The organism is Mucilaginibacter koreensis (assembly GCF_054783355.1).
Window position 1 is genome coordinate 3396440 of sequence record NZ_BAAGQS010000001.1, and the last position, 16801, is coordinate 3413240.

The 16801-nt window shown below is 46.4% G+C and carries 14 protein-coding genes; 4 read left to right on the forward strand and 10 right to left on the reverse strand.

All coding sequences use genetic code 11. The annotated features are described in order from the left end of the window. The first annotated feature begins 10 nt into the window (after positions 1 to 10). Positions 11 to 1333, forward strand: a complete 1323-nt coding sequence (locus ACYVNW_RS15200) for an amidohydrolase family protein (protein ID WP_460680725.1) — start codon at positions 11 to 13, stop codon at positions 1331 to 1333. 75 nt (positions 1334 to 1408) lie between these two features. On the opposite strand, the gene ACYVNW_RS15205 is transcribed toward ACYVNW_RS15200, so the two are convergent. The 4 genes from ACYVNW_RS15205 to ACYVNW_RS15220 form a co-directional block, all read right to left on the reverse strand. Next, on the reverse strand, positions 1409 to 2221 hold the full coding sequence (locus tag ACYVNW_RS15205) for a DUF4397 domain-containing protein (protein WP_460680726.1): 813 nt from the start codon (positions 2219 to 2221) through the stop codon (positions 1409 to 1411). Positions 2222 to 2241: 20 nt separating this feature from the next. Next, complete coding sequence (locus tag ACYVNW_RS15210; protein WP_460680727.1) at positions 2242 to 3855, reverse strand: SusD/RagB family nutrient-binding outer membrane lipoprotein; 1614 nt, start codon at positions 3853 to 3855, stop codon at positions 2242 to 2244. 17 nt (positions 3856 to 3872) lie between these two features. Next, positions 3873 to 6992 (reverse strand): SusC/RagA family TonB-linked outer membrane protein, encoded by a 3120-nt coding sequence (locus ACYVNW_RS15215; protein WP_460680728.1) that lies wholly within the window; start codon positions 6990 to 6992, stop codon positions 3873 to 3875. Between the two features lie 182 nt (positions 6993 to 7174). After that, a complete protein-coding gene (locus tag ACYVNW_RS15220; RefSeq protein WP_460680729.1) occupies positions 7175 to 8365 on the reverse strand; it encodes an anhydro-N-acetylmuramic acid kinase in 1191 nt (396 codons plus the stop codon). 97 nt (positions 8366 to 8462) lie between these two features. On the opposite strand from ACYVNW_RS15220, the gene ACYVNW_RS15225 reads away from it, so the two are divergent. Continuing rightward, a complete protein-coding gene (locus ACYVNW_RS15225; protein WP_460680730.1) occupies positions 8463 to 9596 on the forward strand; it encodes an acyltransferase family protein in 1134 nt (377 codons plus the stop codon). A gap of 52 nt (positions 9597 to 9648) precedes the next feature. Here ACYVNW_RS15225 and ACYVNW_RS15230 read toward each other — a convergent pair whose 3' ends face one another. After that, positions 9649 to 10044, reverse strand: a complete 396-nt coding sequence (locus tag ACYVNW_RS15230) for a hypothetical protein (RefSeq protein WP_460680731.1) — start codon at positions 10042 to 10044, stop codon at positions 9649 to 9651. Positions 10045 to 10130: 86 nt separating this feature from the next. Continuing rightward, entirely contained in the window at positions 10131 to 10382 is a 252-nt protein-coding gene (locus tag ACYVNW_RS15235; RefSeq protein WP_460680732.1) for a hypothetical protein, read from the reverse strand. Between the two features lie 66 nt (positions 10383 to 10448). Here ACYVNW_RS15235 and ACYVNW_RS15240 point away from each other — a divergent pair, with 66 nt between their 5' ends. Together ACYVNW_RS15240 and ACYVNW_RS15245 are read left to right on the forward strand one after the other, a co-directional pair. Next, on the forward strand, positions 10449 to 12983 hold the full coding sequence (locus ACYVNW_RS15240; protein ID WP_460680733.1) for a ligase-associated DNA damage response DEXH box helicase: 2535 nt from the start codon (positions 10449 to 10451) through the stop codon (positions 12981 to 12983). A 20-nt stretch (positions 12984 to 13003) separates the two neighbouring features. Beyond that, positions 13004 to 13558 carry a sugar O-acetyltransferase gene (locus ACYVNW_RS15245; RefSeq protein ID WP_460680734.1) on the forward strand — a complete coding sequence of 185 codons (555 nt, stop codon included), beginning with the start codon at positions 13004 to 13006 and terminating at the stop codon, positions 13556 to 13558. Positions 13559 to 13571: 13 nt separating this feature from the next. On the opposite strand, the gene ACYVNW_RS15250 is transcribed toward ACYVNW_RS15245, so the two are convergent. The 4 genes from ACYVNW_RS15250 to ACYVNW_RS15265 all read right to left on the reverse strand — a co-directional run bounded on the left by ACYVNW_RS15250 (position 13572) and on the right by ACYVNW_RS15265 (position 16754). Continuing rightward, entirely contained in the window at positions 13572 to 14327 is a 756-nt protein-coding gene (locus ACYVNW_RS15250; protein ID WP_460680735.1) for a TerC family protein, read from the reverse strand. A 69-nt stretch (positions 14328 to 14396) separates the two neighbouring features. Next, the gene (locus ACYVNW_RS15255; protein ID WP_460680736.1) at positions 14397 to 15647 is read right to left on the reverse strand and encodes a hypothetical protein; all 1251 of its coding nucleotides are present in this window, start codon (positions 15645 to 15647) and stop codon (positions 14397 to 14399) included. Continuing rightward, the gene (locus ACYVNW_RS15260; RefSeq protein ID WP_460680737.1) at positions 15628 to 16197 is read right to left on the reverse strand and encodes a hypothetical protein; all 570 of its coding nucleotides are present in this window, start codon (positions 16195 to 16197) and stop codon (positions 15628 to 15630) included. Before ACYVNW_RS15260 ends, ACYVNW_RS15255 begins: the two co-directional genes overlap by 20 nt. Next, positions 16194 to 16754 carry an RNA polymerase sigma factor gene (locus ACYVNW_RS15265; protein WP_460680738.1) on the reverse strand — a complete coding sequence of 187 codons (561 nt, stop codon included), beginning with the start codon at positions 16752 to 16754 and terminating at the stop codon, positions 16194 to 16196. Before ACYVNW_RS15265 ends, ACYVNW_RS15260 begins: the two co-directional genes overlap by 4 nt. Positions 16755 to 16801 lie beyond the last annotated feature (47 nt).

Sequence of the window (16801 nt, forward strand, 5' to 3'; positions counted from 1 at the left end):
AGAAAATAACATGAAGAAAAATATTATATTAAGCCTGGGCGGGTTGTTGCTGAGCGCATCACTCGCTTTCGGGCAGGCCAATATTATGCCGGCCAAGCCACAAAGCGCCCCAGTAGTCATTACCGGCGCTACTATCCACATAGGCAACGGGCGTATCATTAATAACGGTTACATTGCTTTTGACAAAGGAAAGATCACCGCCGTAGGCGAAGGTGCCGCCCCTGCCATAGCCGGTGCTACCCTAATCAATGCCAATGGCAAACAGGTATATCCCGGCTTTATTTGCCCTATTACCTTATTAGGTTTGGTGGAGTTTGAAAGCGTACGCGCCACTATAGATGACAGCGAAACCGGCGACCTCAACCCGGATGCCCGTACCCTGATTGCCTACAATACCGATTCGAAAGTCATTCCTACTGTGCGTTCGAACGGGGTGTTGCTGGCACAGCCTACGCCTGATGGCGGCACCATCTCGGGCCAGTCCTCAGTAATGATGCTGGATGGCTGGAACTGGGAAGATGCCGCCTACAAAAAAGATATCGGTATTCACATGACCTGGCCGATAGTACGCACAGGCCGTGGCCGACGCAGCGGCTTTAACCTGGCTACAGGTGGTAGCCAGCTATCGCCTGCCGAGATTGCACAGCGGGCTATTGATAACATCAACAGCTTATTTAGCCAGGCTAAGGCTTACAATGAAACCAAACCTGCAGTAACCAATCTGCGCTTTGAAGCCATGAAGGGTTTGTTTAACGGCACTAAAAAGCTGTTTGTAAATGCTGACGGCGCGCGCGAAATTGTACAGGCCGTTAACTTCGGTAAAAAATATGGCGTACAAACCGTTATTGTAGGTGGCCGCGAATCGTACCTGGTGGCTGATGTACTGCGCGATAACCAGGTGCCGGTCATTATCAAAGAAACCCAAGCACTGCCTGATAAGGATGAAGATGATGTATTTCTTCCTTATAAATTACCGCATTTGCTGCAGGATGCAGGCGTGCTGTACGGTTTAACCGGTATTGGTTTCTGGCGTCAGCGCAACCTGCCTTTTGAGGCTGGGCAAGCGGTAGGTTATGGCTTAACCAAAGAGCAGGCCCTAAGCATGATCACCCTGAACAACGCCAAAATTTTGGGGATTGATAAAACTACAGGTACGCTTGAAACCGGCAAGGATGCCAACCTGTTCATTTCCTCCGGTGATGCTTTGGATATGATCACCTTAAATGTAGAGAACGCTTACATCATGGGGAAAACCATCAACCTGGATAACCTGCATAAACAATTGTACCGCAGGTACAGCGAAAAATATGGATTGAAAGCAGAGATTAAATAATTGCAACAGTCCTTTAAAACAAAAGCGCCCCGGTGTACACCGGGGCGCTTTTGTTTTAAAGGACATTTACTCAATTTATCTGTTTACATAAACGCCTAATGTTGCACCGGCAGCAACGCGGCTGGTGGTATTCGGGATGGTATAAGCGGTGTTAAAACCATATGCCCATAAGGTATAAATACGTCCCGGAATGAGCGATACACTTAAGGTTTTACCTACAACGGCCTGGCTGGCAGTTTGCTTCATGGTTAGCTGGTATTGCGAGCCGGCCGGAATAGCATCAACCGCAATAAAATTGCCAACACCTCTTGGCGCCAGATTATTGAAGTAGGTAGTAATGGTAGTAGGTACCGAAGCATTGGAGGGTACCAACCCTCCGGTAAGGTCAACTGCATTTCCATCGGGCATTGCATTTACAAAGCGGATGTAAGCTTTGTCACTTGCAGCAACCGGTAATTTGTCCTCTACTATCAATGGGTTTACAGTGGTAGCAGTGGGTTGACCAGTAATAAAGATGCTGTAGTATGCACCTTCATTCAAGGTTAAAGCCGTACTGTTTAAAGTGGTGCCAAACGGGATGACAGGTGCCGCAGCAGGTACAGGTGTTGGTGTATTCACAACGCTTTTAAAGGTATAAGTACCCGCACCGGCACTGCTATAATTGTTATTGGGAAAGGTGACCGGGTAAGCCAGTGCAGTACCGTTAATTTTAGTGTCGTTTAAAAATACGTCAACATTTGGCGCACCGGGTACGGCATAAATAAAACGGGTAAATGCACCACCGTTAACCGGGTTGTTCGGAATAATGGGATAATCATTCTTTTTACAGGCAGTAAAAGCAGAAGCCATTAATGCCATCAGGTATATTCTTTTTGCAATTGTTTTCATGTAACTCATTATTAAAATGGTTATTGATTTTGACTGAACCAGGGCTCTACAGTATGGTAATCGGTTTGTAAAGCGCCGATTTTACGCAAGGCGTCAATATTCCACACGTATTCTGAATTGTAACGAGGGCGGGCACGATAAGCCAGCTTGCCATTATTATCAGGGAATAAAGTTTGTGGTGCCACTGGTGGAGAAAATCCCTGGTAAACGTTGGTGTCATAATGGAAGCGGCGCATATCCACCCAGGTTTCTAACTGGCCGTAGCCAAATTCGGCAATATACTTCTGTTGTAAAATATCGCTGAGTTGCAGTGCAGCAGGGCTTTGTTTTACGCATTTACCTGCCAAATAAGCGGCTTGTGCAGTTGAAGATATATTATTGGCCGAACCTGCGATGCTGTTACCTACCGGAGGATTGCTCACAAAATCGAGGTGGGCAGCAATGCCAAGTTTGTAAGCAGCCAACGCGCCCGACTTATCACCTTTTCTGAACAAAGCCTCGGCTTTCATAAATTGCAGCTGGGCATAGGTGATGATTACAGCACGAGAGTTATCTCTGAATATATATTTTGCCGGATAACCTGCAGTTGGCGGCGTGTTTACAATAACGCTTGATCCGCTGGCCACTGCCGAAGGGTAACCCCACAAGTATGGGATGCTGGCACTGGTGTTCAGGCGGTTAGGGTCGCCGGCTGCGGTGAGTACACCACGGTAAATGCCGTCTTTACTGGCGGTCAGCATCAGGCGCAGCCGTGGGTCAACTGTGGTATCCTGCGTAGCTGCACCGGTAAAAATACGACCGTCGAGCAGGCGTACCATATAGTCAGACTGGCGGAAGGAGTTCAGATTTTGCCTTGCAGGGCCCCAGAAGTTACCATCGCCGGTTGAGCTGCCGTTACATTGTACGGTTGCATTGTCGGCATTGCTCTGGAACGAATGATCAACATAATAGATTACTGAATCCGCATTGTAATTGGATTTGTTAGTACGGTGATGGTAATTCATCGCCATTAAGGCGTTTACAAATTTGATCCACTTGGTGCGGTCGCCGTAATACATGTAATCGCCACGGCCCAAACTGGCTGTTGATACAGCACCATCGGTACGGTTAAGGTAGTTCAGTGCTTCGTTGCATAAGCGTCTTACCTCGGCGTATATTTCTGGCTGAGAATCGTAATCAAACACCGTACGGGTAGGGTCCCAGGCCTGTTTCAGTATCATTTCATTATACTGGTCAGTACTCACCTGCCAGCTCCATGCCCTAATGGCATAGCCTACACCCATATAATCCCATTTCTGGTTCTTTTGGGCATCCTGCCACATTAAATCCACATTGGTGCCAATAGCATAATAATGCTGGCGCCACATTTCGCCAAAGGCATCAGAGCCCGAGGCGTAGCCCTGGCGATCCCAGGTGTTGGCAGCGGTTGAGCTTCCCCACTGTTGTACGTATTGCCCGGCATAGCGCCCGTCAAACCAAAGGCCGCGTGCCATATTCGCTTGCATAGAAGGCAGCAGAGCGGCCGCATCGGCCACCTGGGGAGTACTGGGGTTTTGGTTTACATCAAGGTACTTTTTACACCCTGAGGTAACGGTAATTGCAGCCATTGCTGCTATATAAAAAATCTTTTTCATCTCTTCAGTTCTTGAAATTATAATCCTACACGAACACCGAATAATATGGTGCGTGGTGTTGAAAGTGTACCATAATCAAAACCGGCTGCACCCGAACCTAAGGTTGAAGCGTTAGTGCCGTTCACATTAGGGTCAGCGCCTGAATAATTAGTAATCATAAATAAATCGGTACCGGTTACAAACACGCCTGCACTTTTGAATACATGCTGACGGCCTAAAATAGATTTAGGAAGGCGGTATGATAAGGTAACATCCTGCAAACGCACCCAATTGATGTTGTGCTCAATAAACTGGCTTTCTACAGTTGCAGCGGTATAATAATCTTGCTGATAGTAAGGTGTTACCACAATATTATTGATAGTTGGGTTAGCTGAATTTTCACGGCCATCGCGCAATACGCCCGGAATTACACGCGGAGTTTCGCGGTCAAGCGTATTGGTGCTTAAGCCCCTACGGGTTAAAAAGAAAGCATTACCATTCCATACGTCGCCGCCATGGCGTATATCAAACAGGAAGCTTAAACTTAAATCTTTATAGCTAAAGCTGTTTTGCCACCCCATGGTAAAATGCGGCTGGCGGTCACCGGTTTTCTGAATGGTAGTGGTTTGGATCGGCAAACCATTATCAGGGTTAATCAGCAACTGGCCCTGGTTGTTGCGCTGATAGTCAAACGAACCAATAGTAGTTGGGCTTGAACCCACAAATATACTGGCCCTGATGTTGGCCAGGTAAGTATCGGAGTTATAGTATTCAGAAATACCAGGCGCAAGGCTGAGTACTTTGCCCCATGCATGGGTAAAGTTCACAATAGTATTCCAGCTAAAATTTGCACTTTTTACCGGTGAGCCGGTTAATTGCAACTCAATACCTTGGTTACGTAACGAGCCACCGTTCAAGTATTGCAGCACGAAACCGGTACCATAACTGGTACGTGGGTTAATGATTTGGTTGGTAGGTTGGGTGTTGTAATAAGAGGCATCCAAACCTAAGCGGCCATTGAAGAACTGCAATTCAGTACCCACCTCGAATGAGTTGGTACGTTCAGGCTTCAAGTAAGGGTTACCACCGGTTACATCATAAGCATAACCACCACCAGTAGTAGCTTGCGAAGCCAAGTTGCTACGGGTTAGGTAAGGTGCAGGGGCATCTTTACCTACTTGAGCATAAGAGAAGCGCAGCTTTCCGTATGACAATATGCTGTTATCTTTTAAAAATCCGAGCTTTGTAAATTCGAATGCTAAGCCTGCTGATGGGTAAAAATAGCTCCAGTTAGCCGGTGCCACAGTTTCGTTACCCAAGAAGGTTGAAGACCAGTCATTACGACCAGTAACGGTTAAAGTTAGCAGCTCATTCCAGTTCACTAATAAACGGCCAAATAAAGCCTGTCTTCTGCGCTGGTTGATGGTGTTTTTATTGCGCTGTGTGGTTGGGTTAGTATTGTTAATACTATTAAAAGTAGGATCGTAGAACTGCTCACCATAAAATGAATTTACTTCATCTTTAATGGTGTAATTTTCTGCACCTACTGTAAGCGTACCTCTAAATGCATTCACCTTTTTGTTGGCAGTAGCTAAGAACGAGGTATTGGTAATTAAACTGTTATCAGTATAATTTTCAATAATACCACGTGCCGAAATACCACTGGTGGCATTAAAGCCATTCAAAGGTGAATTTTGGGTAGATGAACTTTGTGGGTTTAATAAGGTATTACCCTGGGTGTTTGAAAAATCGATACCGCCTAAAGCACGCAGGTTTAACCATTTAAAGGGATCATAAGACAACTCATAGTTACTCAAAGCGCGGTTGGTACGGTCGCGGTTGATGTTGTAATTGGCATCAAAGTAAGGGTTATCCGGGTCTGATGCATCCGCACCTGTCAGGCGGCGGCGGGTACCGTCAGGGTTCAGGTAATTGGTAACATCATCGTTCACCGGCCAGGTTAACAAATTGAAAAATGTACCTGTTGCGCCTTTATTCAGTTTACGGGTATCGTTATTAAAGTAATTTACCGAACCTGTTGCCAAAAATTTAGGTGTGATTTGCGATTGCCCTTTTACCCGGATAGATACTTTTTGGTTGCTGGCTACCGGGAAAGTGCCGTTATCCTTGCGGTATTGGCCTGATAAATAAAAATTATTCTTTTCGTCTCCGCCCTGAATGTTCAAGTTATGGATTTGACCAAAAGCTGTTTGTAAATAATTCTTAGTGTTGTTATAAATTGGCGTGCCTGCAGGATATCGGGGACCGAAATAAGAACGGATAGTAGGGTCAAACGCTCCGTTGGTACCACGGTCATACACGGTTTGAATATCCGGAATGCGGTAAACATCAGCGAAGCTGAAAGAGTTACTGTAATTGATTTGTCCGCCACCTTTACGGCCGCTCTTGGTGGTAATAATAATAGCGCCCGATGCACCGTCGCTTCCATACAACGCAGCCGCCTCAGGGCCTTTCAATATGGTATAGGTTTCAATATCTTCGGGGTTAATGTCGGCCGCACGGTTGTTGTAATCGGCATTGCGGTTAGCACCGTTTGAGGCCAGTGCTCCCTGTGCAAAGGTGTTATTATCAATACGGATACCGTCAACAATAAACAAAGGCTGGTTATTACCGCCAATAGAGTTGATCCCGCGCAGGTTAATAGAGGCCGATGCGCCTGGTTGCCCGCTGGTACTGGTTACGGTTACGCCCGGTGATCTGCCTTGCAAGCCGTTTAAAAAGTTAGAGCGTTTGGTATCGGCTACATCAGCACCTTTTACCACAACAGTTGAATAAGCCAGGTCACGTTTTTCCTGCTTAATGCCAAAGCTGGTGGTAATGGTTACTTCCTGCAGGTTTTTGGTATCAGATTGCAAAGCCACGTTAATAACGGTTTGCGTACCTACCACCCGTTCGGCAGTTACGCTGCCTACAAATGTAAACACCAAAGTTTGGCCGGTAGCGGCGCTAATGGTATACTGGCCGTTACCATTGGTGCTGGTAGCGGCAGTGCCGCCTTTAACTTTTACCGTAACGCCGGGCAGCGGGCCGCCATCATCGCTACTGGTTACTTTTCCGGTAATGGTTTGTGTTTGCGCCATTACCTGCATGGCGCAACAGTAGCATACCAGAAGAAAGGAGAGTAGAATTTTCTTCATACACATCTAATTAAAAAATAAAAACTAATAAATTCTTTGAACGAAAAAGCTTAAAACTAAACAGCAAAGTCAGTAACACCACACACGCATGGTGTTTAATGCACACACGTATTGAGATTTAATTAAAATTTTCGGCTGAATTTAAATATTTTTAATTTTTTAAAACAAACTTTACTTTGATTTTATTTTGGGAAGCTGAGCTTGCCCATAAGGGTAGCCGGAGCGGTACCGATAGCCAGTGGTTCGCCTGTTAAAAACTCGTTTCCAAGCAGGGCAAACAGTACAGCTTCTTTGGCATCGGGGTTTAAATTGATAGCGCTGCTGCTGCTGATCTTAGCCTGAGGCAAGTACCCGGCCAGGGTATTCATCACATAAGTATTATGGCTGCCTCCGCCACTTACCAATACCGTTAATGCATTAGCTTTTACAAATGAGTTTATAAAATCTGCAACGGCTTTGGCAGTGAAATGGCTGAGGGTGCAAACGAGATCAGCAGGTGATACAGGGTTGAGCAGGGCATTTAGCCGGTTGTTGAGATAACTCATACTAAATAATTCCTGCCCGGTAGTTTTGGGGGCAGGCTCAGTAAAAAAAGGATGTTCCAGCAAGGCTTGTAGCAGGACTTCATTCACTTGTCCGGAAGCAGCAATTTGTCCGCCTTCGTCATAGGCCTGGTTGAAATATTGACGGCAAGTGGCATCAATTAAAGTATTTGCAGGGCCAACATCGGTACAAATAATTTGGGAGCTGTCGCCATCAGCAGGCAGATAGGTTAAATTGGCAATGCCGCCTAAGTTAAGTAGTATGCGATCTTCACCGGGCTTGCTGCCTAAAATAACGTCGCCATACAAAGCCAAAGGAGCACCCTCCCCACCCGCAGCAATATGTTTCTGCCTGAAATCGCTGATGGTTAAAATGCCGGTTTTTGCTGCAATATGGTCACCATCGCCTATTTGCAGTGTTGCGTCTGGGAAATCATCCCGGTGATGCAGCCGTTTGGGGGCATGGTAGACAGTTTGGCCGTGGCTGGCTATATAATCTACATCTTGGGGTGTGATGTTCCATTCATGCAAAGCGCTTAAAACCATGTCAGCATGTAAAGTACCGATGGAGGCATTCAGCAGGCACAACAATTCCAAATCAATTTGCCTGCCGGCAAACACCTGTTTTACTTGTTGCTTAAACTCCACGGTGTAGGGTATGGTTAAAAAATGCAGCAACTCATAGCGGGTTTGCAAACCATGGCCGCTGAACCTGCATAAAGCAATATCCAATCCGTCGAGCGAGGTGCCCGACATCAGGCCAATGCCTAAACGTTCCGGCTTTTGGGCAACGTAGAGTAGTTTTTGCAGGTTGCTGTTTAGTGGCGCCATGGGCTAAAGTTATAAAATTTGAAAAGTAATTGGACCGCCATGCCTAATAAGCTAAAAATCATCTATATTAGGAAACCGATTAAGACCTCTGAACCCAATGACTGAACTTACTGTGCAACCTAAAATCAGGTTGCTTTCTCTGGATGTATTTCGTGGCATTACCATGGCCGCCATGATTTTGGTAAACAACCCTGGCAACTGGAAACAGGTGTATGCCCCGCTTGACCATGCCGAATGGAATGGCTGGACACCTACCGACTTAATTTTCCCGTTCTTTTTGTTTATGGTGGGCGTTTCTATCGTATTTGCGATGGAAAGCAAAAAAGCAGACCCGGCCAACCATGGTAAACTGATCTGGAAGGCCTTTCGAAGGATGATTACGCTGATTGTCATTACTATGGCTACCCGGTTAATCTATCATCATGATTTATCTACTATCCGCCTCCCCGGTGTATTGCAGCGCATTGCAGTGGTATATTTTATATGTACGCTGCTGTATTTGACTACTTCTACTAAAACTCGTTACTGGATATTTGCCTTTGTACTCATCAGTTATTATCTGATTATGACGCTGGTACCTGTACCTGATTACGGACCGGCCAACCTGGAGCCTGCTACTAACTTGGGTGCCTGGCTGGATCGTTTGGTGTTTACCACTAACCACCTTTGGGCCGAATCAAAAACCTGGGATCCTGAGGGCTTGTTAAGCACCCTGCCGGCCATTGGTACCGGTTTGTTTGGCATTGCCGTAGGTACTTGGCTTAAACGTACCGACCACGATAGCGGCAACAAGGTAAGCTGGATGCTGACCTACGGTATGCTGGCGCTAACGGCAGGTTTTGTGTGGGATTGGTTCTTCCCTATCAATAAAAAATTATGGACCAGCTCTTTTGTGCTGTTTACTGGCGGACTAGCTACCATGGCGCTGGGTATGGCCTACTGGCTGATTGATGTGCACAAACATCGCCGCTTTACTTCATTTTTCAGCGTGTTTGGCACCAATGCTATTGTAGCTTATATTTTGAGTGATATTCTGCCCAGTTTATTAAACTTTATCAAACTGCCATCTAATGGTAAAAGCGTAGGCTTTATGCGTTTTATGAGCGAGCAGGTGTTTGAGCCCTTTTTATCGCCCAAAAATGCTTCACTGGCAGGTGCTATTCTATTGGTATTAATTATCTGGTTGATATTGTACCCACTGTACCGTAAGAAAATTATGGTTAAGATATAGTTAGTCTGTAAACTTGTCATTACGAGGCGCCTCGTAATGACAAGTTCTACTATTACCCTCTGAAATTAAAATTCTTCGCCGCTTTATCGCCCGGCAAATGTACAATGATGGCCGAGCAGTGCTGCTTGCTGTCGAACTCAAAGGCAATGCCTTTTGCTATGTCGTCATATACTTGATAGTTGCCGGAGGCATCATGTAATGCGGCGCCTTTTTCTAAATGGTAAGCTGAGTTAACGGTTTGAAATGAAGCGCCGGCAGAAATGCCGTTAGCTAATTTGAATGCCGGAGAGGTGATACGGATTTGTTTTACCCGTAATGTGGCTTCATCTTTACCACCATAATTATGTTGTAAAACTAAATTGGTTTGATGGCCGCCAAGCTGGTGGTTGGCGTACCATACCATATAAGCCGTGCCCATAGCGGCGTCCTGATGGTCGGGTTTTCCCAAACGATTCAGTACCTGGTCAGCTGATTCATTCAGCCGGGTTTGCCCGATGCCAATGCCCGGTTCAATAGCATTAGCCGCGTTGGTATCTACTTTTTTTTTAAAGTATCCTTGGGGTTAACCGATATTTCGGTGGCTTTGTAGCCGGTAGCCGGTTCGGCAAAGCTTTTGGCTTGCGATGGAGCGGCAGTATCCACCGCTGTAGGCGCTGTACCTGCGGCTGCCCCGGTAGTGGTGCTTGTAGCTGAAGAGGTATCAGTAGTATCGCTGCTGGTTTTGGTGCCGCTTTGCTGGCAGGCTGCTGCGGCAAAAAGTAACGGAATAAAAAATAATTTTTTCATGCGCTGATGATTTGTGAACTGCCTGAATAACATCTTGGCGGCTAATTGGTTTATAAGAGATAAGATATGAACAGCGGCCCGAAGATAATTAGCGAATGGTTTAAGCAAAAAAAGTGGAAGCAATTTCCGTTTCAGAAAGAGATGGAGGAGGCTTACCTATCAGGCTATTCGGGCCTGTTGAACGCGCCTACCGGTAGCGGTAAAACTTTTGCTTTATTTCTGCCCTTTCTGGCCGCTTACATCAACCAGTACCCCGACACTTATCAGACCCGTACCAATAACGGCTTGCTGATGCTATGGATTACCCCGTTGCGGGCACTCACCAACGATATCCGTAAAGCCATGCAGCAGGTATGTGATGATTTAGGCCTGCCTTGGCAGATAGCCACCCGCACCGGCGATACCTCTGCTGCAGAAAAGGCGGCTTTAAAGCGTAAACTACCCGAAGTCCTATTGACCACCCCCGAAAGTCTGCACCTGATGCTGGCGCAAAAAGATTATCCCAAATTGTTTAAAAGCCTCGAAGTAGTAGTGATTGACGAGTGGCACGAGTTGCTGGGCACCAAGCGGGGGGTACAGGTAGAACTGGGGTTAAGCCGGTTAAGGTACCTCGCCGGAGAAGGTCAGGGCGGGGTTCGCATCTGGGGTATTAGCGCTACCATCGGTAATTTGGAACAAGGTGCTGAGGTATTGTTGGGTAACAGTTTTCCGAAAGATCACATCCGCATGGTGAGGGCGAATATTGATAAGAAGCTGGACATCCAGTCCGTCATCCCACAAGATGTAGAAAATTACTCCTGGACGGGCCACATTGGTTTGCGCCTGCTGCCCGAAGTGATGGACATAGTAGCCGCCAGTAAAACCACCCTCATTTTTACCAATACCCGCGCCCAAGCCGAAATTTGGTATCATGCTATTTTAGACAATTACCCGGATTATGCCGGCATTATGGCCATGCACCATGGCTCATTGGATAATGATTTACGCAACTGGGTAGAACAAGCTCTGCACAACGAAATGCTGAAACTGGTGGTTTGTACCTCGAGTTTAGATTTAGGCGTTGACTTTCGGCCGGTAGATACCGTGATACAGGTGGGCAGCCCCAAAGGCGTGGCGCGTTTTATGCAGCGGGCCGGCCGTAGCGGGCACCATCCGGGCGCTACCTCCAAAGCTTACTTTATTCCTACGCACTCCATGGAATTGCTGGAAGGCGCAGCCCTGAAAGAAGCCATATTTACCGGCCACATGGAAAGCCGCGATCCGGTATTGCTGGCCATAGATGTGCTCATTCAGTACATGGTCACTTTGGCTGTATCTGATGGCTTCAAGGCTAATGAATTATTTAAAGAGCTGAAAAGCACCTATGCCTTTGCCGATTTACGCGAGGAGGAATTTGGTGAGTTGCTGGATTTTATTACCACCGGCGGCCAAACGCTGTCGCAGTATGATGAGTTTTTGAAGGTGGAAGTAGAGGACGGCTTGTACAAAGTGAACAGCCGCCGGGTAGCCATGCGGCACCGCATGAGCATTGGCACCATTACCAGTTCGCCAAGCATCAGGGTAAAGCTGCTGCATGGCGGCAGTTTGGGTACCATTGAAGAAGGCTTTGTGGCGCGGTTAAAACCCGGTGATAAATTTTGGTTTGCCGGCCGTAGTCTGGAGTTTGTGCAGGTAAAGGAGATGACCGCCATCGTAAAGAAATCAAATGCTACTAAAGGTTTAATTCCGAGCTGGGCGGGCGGGCGTATGCCACTGTCGTCTCAATTGTCGGAGGTGTTTCGTTTAAAGTTGGATGAGGTGGCACATGGCCTGGAGAAAGATGCCGAGGTAAAGGCATTGAAACCCTTATTTAATTTGCAGTCCAAATTATCTCATCTGCCCAAAAAGAACGAGTTTTTGATTGAAGCCTTTGAAAGCCGCGACGGGCACCACCTGCTGTTTTATCCTTTTGAAGGGCGTTTGGTGCACGAGGGGATGGCTTCGCTGATTGCCTACCGGATATCAAAACTTAAGCCGGCCACCTTTAGCATAGCCATGAATGATTATGGCTTTGAGTTATTAACCGACGATGAAGTAAACATAGAACAAGCACTGGAAACGGATGATTTGTTCACTGCCCATAACTTACTGGAGGATATTCAAAACAGCTTAAATGCCAACGAAATGGCCCGCCGCCGTTTCAGGGATATTGCTCACATTGGCGGATTGGTATTTACTGGCTACCCCGGCCAGCAAATCAAAAACCGGCATTTGCAGGCCTCTACCTCACTGCTGTTTGATGTGTTTGAAGAATATGAGCCTAACAACCTGCTGGTGCGGCAGGCTTATAACGAGGCGCTGGCTTATCAATTAGAGGAGTTCCGGCTGCGGGCTGCTTTGCTGCGTATTCAGCAGCAAAGCATTGTGCTAAAGAAAATCAAGCGGCCTACGCCTTTTGCCTTCCCAATTATGGTTGACCGCCTGCGCGAGAACCTGACTACCGAAAGCCTCGAAGACCGCGTAGCCCGCATGGCCCGCCAATACGATACTTTTGATGATGAACCGGAAGAAATGCCGGTGGTAGCTAAAAAGCGTGGTTACAAAAGAACTGCAGGGAAGTAAGCTGATAATTATATCTAAATATGAAAACAGAGCTTGAAAAAATGCTGGCCGGCGAATTGTACGTAGCCGCCGATGAGACTTTAACCGCCATGCGGTTGAAAGCCCGACAACTGTTTACCGCCTATAATCAGCTGGGCTTCGAAGGCAACGAAGCCTGCCATACGCTGCTCAAACAATTATTGGGCAAATGCCCGGATACCATAGATATTCAGGGGCCGTTCTACTGCGATTACGGCTGCCACATTTTTGCAGGCGAAAATCTGTTCATCAACTTTCATTGTATTATACTGGATTGTGCAGCGGTAACTATTGGCAGTAATGTGGCCATAGCCACCGGTGTGCAAATTTTGACCGCGCATCACCCCACCTTGGCATCGGAGCGAATTAAAGGGCCTGAACTGGCTTCGCCGGTAACTATTGGCGATAATGTATGGATTGGTGCCGGTGCTATTATCTGTCCGGGTGTAACCATTGGCGCTCATACCACCATTGGTGCAGGCAGCGTAGTTACCCGTGATATTCCGGCCAATGTAGTAGCCGCAGGTAATCCCTGCCGGGTAATCAGGCAGCTCTAAGATTGCGGTGGTGTTACGCTTTTGCCCGCACTTTTTTGCGGCTGGCTCGTAGGTTCAGCAACTCTACCAGTATGGCAAAGCCCATAGCAAAATAAATATAACCTTTAGGCACTTCCTGGTCAAAGGCATCCAGCACCAGCGAAAAGCCGATGAGCAGCAGGAAAGATAGCGCCAGCATTTTCACTGTTACGTGCTTGTTTACGAAATTGGCAATGGGCGTGGATGCCCACATCATTACGCCTACGGCAATAATTACGGCGGCAATCATAATTTCAATATGCTGTGCCATGCCCACAGCGGTGATTACCGAATCGAGCGAAAATACAATATCTAAAATGGCAATCTGAAGTACAATGCCCCAAAAGGAATTGGATTTGCTTGTAGTGGTACTTTCCTCTTCTCCCTCAATTTTGTGGTGTATTTCTGCAATGCTTTTATATATCAGGAATAACCCTCCTGCCAGCAAAATCAGATCCCGGCCCGAAAATTCGAATCGCCTCATCCATTCTTTATCCGAAATATGGAATGCATCAGCTAAATTAAATAACGGCGCAGTAAGCTTCATTAACCAAGTAATAGAAAGCAGCAGCAATATGCGGGTACCCATGGCTAAAATTAAACCCAAACGGCGGCCTTTGGCTTGCTGGTCGGCGGGTAGGCGGTCGGCTTGGATAGAGATAAAAATAATATTATCAATGCCTAATACAATTTCAAGTATGGTAAGGGTGGCCAATGAAACCCATGCTTCGGCGCTGGTGAGTAATTCCATAAGCCATAAAATAACAAAACCCCTGCCGCAATGGCAAGGGTTGAGCTTGTATTTATCAGGTAGGGACTATTAATTGAATTTTACGCTGCCATAGGCTGATGAAATTTGTACCTGTGCATCGGCATTGCCTTTACCATAAGTGCCCTGATAGGTTTTGGTTGGACTAAAACCCCTGCTGCCAGGCTCAGGTGTACGCCGTGTAATGTTTACCCGGTTGTTGTCAAAGTCGAAATCGTTATAAGATACCGATACATTAAAGTTAAAATTGCTACGGGGGGTAGGTGATAATACCACACTGGAATAAGCAGAGTTAATTTTCAATGATTTCAGATCATCATCAATCTCGCCGATTTTAATGCCGCCCAGGTAGGCCAGGCTCAATGCAACATCACCTCTTAATTTACCCAAACTTACATTGCCATAGCTAATGCTGCCACGCAGGTTACTTACATCGCCTAAGTTTACATCGCCATAGGCAAAGCTGATTTTGCTGCCACCAAAATTGACAACCTTAACATTGCCATAGCTGCCAGAAATCACCGAAGCCGGGTTACTGATGCGTTGTGCGGTTACATTAGTATAGGCAACTGCTAGTTTAACTTCGCCGCTCAGGTCGGGCAGTATTACGCTGCCATAATTATTGCTGATGCTCAATTGAAGTTTTGCAGGCATATATACCGTGTAGTTGATATCAATACTGTGATGGTTACCGTGGTTCCATTTGCTGTTTTGAGTAATGTTGGTTTTAAAGCTGATCGCATTTCCGTCCTTGCTGTCATCAATATTTACCATATCAATGCCATTTTGGGCAATGGCTTCGTCATTAGCTTGTGCTTTAACCTGCACATCTACCTTTACCTCATTTTTTGCCCAAGTATTTACGGTAATACGGCCATACAGGTTGCTCAAGCTTAAGCGGTCGTTGTCATCGGCCGAATAGCTTTTACTGTAGTTCTTTACCTTTACAAAATCGTACTTGTCTTGCGCATTGTTATTATCGCCATTTTGGAAAGTAGTATTGGAGTTGAAGTTTTGAAAGTTGCCTTTAAACTCCTTATTCATGCGCTCACCCATTTCCTCCATGCTCTTGCCCATTTTTTTGAAGCTTTCCTGCATGGCGAAAGTTTGTTTTTGCCAATCCTGCTTACGCAGTTTTTCAAATTTCAACTTCATTTTAGAAAGGTCGGTGCGGCTTAGCGTATCGGTCATTTTCATGGGCGGCAGTGGCGGTAGCGGTTCGGTTTGCAGGCCGTAGCTCAGGTTGGCGGTGAACAATAATAGAGTAAGTGCGAATAAGATATTATATACTTTGCGTGTCATGGTTTTGATTTTTGAATTGGTTGAATTGTTCTATTACTTCAAGTTGTTGATTAAGCACCTCGGTTTGTATTTGCAAGTTCCGGATCATTGCACGTAAAACACGTTCCTGGTTAGGGCTGGTGGCTAAATCATGTTTAAGCTTTTTATAGGTGGCGTCCATTTTTTCAATTTCGGCGCTAAAGTTTTTATAGAGTTGCGGGTCAACCCTGGCCATGGTTTTTACCTCGGTACGTTTGGTAGCCACCAGCGAGGCATAATGCATTTGCTGTTTGGCATACTCAGGGTTAATGGCCGCCAGGTCTACTCCCTTGTTGCGCTCATTACGCAGGTAGAATACAAAGCCGATACCCATTACCATAATTATCATGGCGGCAATGCGCAATACAAAACCCAGGGTGTAGGTGCGTGCCGCAGGTTTTAATTGTACTTCTTTGGCTTCAAATTGTGGTGGCAGCTTTTGCTCAATGCGGTTCCATAGCTCATTGTCGGGTTCCAGGTCATCAAACTGCTCACGGTTATCTCTGATATATTCTTCTAATCTCCTGCTCATCGTGTAATTCCTTTATGCTTTAAAATTTCTACCAGTTTGCGTTTTGCCCGCAAAAACTGGGTGCGCGATGTATTTTCGCTGATGTTCAACACTTGTCCTATCTCCTCATGGTCATACCCTTCCAGTAAATACAGGGAGAGTACCACCCGGTAGCCATCAGGCAGCTCTTGCATGGCTTGTTTTACCTGCGCTGCCTTATAAATTACCTCTTCATCATCTTCAAACTCTTCATCGGGCAGGTTCTCCAGTTGCTCATCCTGCAATTCGGCCCAGGCCATTTTGCGCTTGCGCAGCAGGTTGATAGACCGGTGCACCACAATTTGCTTCAGCCACAAGCCAAACGTGGTTTCCTGCCTGAAATCTTTTATGCGGTTAAATGCATCTAAAAAAGCCTCCTGCACAGCGTCTTCAGCTTCTGCTATATTGCCTACTACCCTGAACGCTACGTTCAGCATGGCCTTGGCATACAGGCGATAGAGCTCATAGCAAGCCTTTCGGCTGCCCTGCCGGCATTCCACTACCAAATCGTAGTGTTTATCCACATATAAGGTTTCCAAAATTGTGATGAGTTATCTGAGTTAAATGACGCAGAAATTTCCGGTAC

What these genes read in the sequence shown, in the direction of transcription:
- ACYVNW_RS15200 (WP_460680725.1), top strand. Translation starts at nt 11, where the DNA reads ATGAAGAAAAATATTATATTAAGCCTGGGCGGGTTGTTGCTGAGCGCA.
- ACYVNW_RS15205 (WP_460680726.1), bottom strand. Translation starts at nt 2,221, where the DNA reads ATGAAAACAATTGCAAAAAGAATATACCTGATGGCATTAATGGCTTCT.
- ACYVNW_RS15210 (WP_460680727.1), bottom strand. Translation starts at nt 3,855, where the DNA reads ATGAAAAAGATTTTTTATATAGCAGCAATGGCTGCAATTACCGTTACC.
- ACYVNW_RS15215 (WP_460680728.1), bottom strand. Translation starts at nt 6,992, where the DNA reads ATGAAGAAAATTCTACTCTCCTTTCTTCTGGTATGCTACTGTTGCGCC.
- ACYVNW_RS15220 (WP_460680729.1), bottom strand. Translation starts at nt 8,365, where the DNA reads ATGGCGCCACTAAACAGCAACCTGCAAAAACTACTCTACGTTGCCCAA.
- ACYVNW_RS15225 (WP_460680730.1), top strand. Translation starts at nt 8,463, where the DNA reads ATGACTGAACTTACTGTGCAACCTAAAATCAGGTTGCTTTCTCTGGAT.
- ACYVNW_RS15235 (WP_460680732.1), bottom strand. Translation starts at nt 10,382, where the DNA reads ATGAAAAAATTATTTTTTATTCCGTTACTTTTTGCCGCAGCAGCCTGC.
- ACYVNW_RS15240 (WP_460680733.1), top strand. Translation starts at nt 10,449, where the DNA reads ATGAACAGCGGCCCGAAGATAATTAGCGAATGGTTTAAGCAAAAAAAG.
- ACYVNW_RS15245 (WP_460680734.1), top strand. Translation starts at nt 13,004, where the DNA reads ATGAAAACAGAGCTTGAAAAAATGCTGGCCGGCGAATTGTACGTAGCC.
- ACYVNW_RS15250 (WP_460680735.1), bottom strand. Translation starts at nt 14,327, where the DNA reads ATGGAATTACTCACCAGCGCCGAAGCATGGGTTTCATTGGCCACCCTT.
- ACYVNW_RS15255 (WP_460680736.1), bottom strand. Translation starts at nt 15,647, where the DNA reads ATGACACGCAAAGTATATAATATCTTATTCGCACTTACTCTATTATTG.
- ACYVNW_RS15260 (WP_460680737.1), bottom strand. Translation starts at nt 16,197, where the DNA reads ATGAGCAGGAGATTAGAAGAATATATCAGAGATAACCGTGAGCAGTTT.